The organism is Paraburkholderia sp. RL18-101-BIB-B, assembly GCF_046026985.1.
GTDB lineage: Bacteria > Pseudomonadota > Gammaproteobacteria > Burkholderiales > Burkholderiaceae > Paraburkholderia.
Genome location: NZ_JARESV010000214.1, coordinates 1 through 398, shown reverse-complemented (window position 1 = coordinate 398; position 398 = coordinate 1). Strand labels below are relative to the sequence as shown.

Below are 398 nucleotides of genomic sequence, written 5' to 3'. Positions count from 1 at the left end.
GTGCCCCGCGTATTGCCCGTCGTGCTCAGCCCCGATGAAGTGCGGCGGCTCATCGAGGCCGCGGGCAACCTGAAGCACCAGACCGCGCTGTCGGTCGCGTATGGCGCGGGGCTACGCGCCAGCGAAGTGGTGGCGCTGAAGGTCACCGACGTCGACAGCGAACGCATGACATTGCGTATCGAGCAGGGCAAGGGTCGCCGTGACCGCTACGCAATGCTCTCGCCGGTGCTGCTCGAGCGTCTGCGTGTGTGGTGGCGCGTGGCCCGTGCGCAGGGCAGGATGCCCGAGGGTGGGTGGCTGTTTCCCGGGCTCGATCCACTCGATCAGCTGAGCACGCGGCAACTGAACCGCGCCATTCATGCCGCCGCCGAAGCCGCGCACATCGACAAGCGTGTGTC

The 398-nt window shown here is 67.8% G+C and carries 1 protein-coding gene; it reads left to right on the top strand.

Going from position 1 to position 398, the window contains the following annotated elements:
• On the top strand, positions 1 to 398 hold a 398-nt coding region (locus P0D73_RS46790), incomplete at both ends, for a tyrosine-type recombinase/integrase (RefSeq protein WP_408436566.1).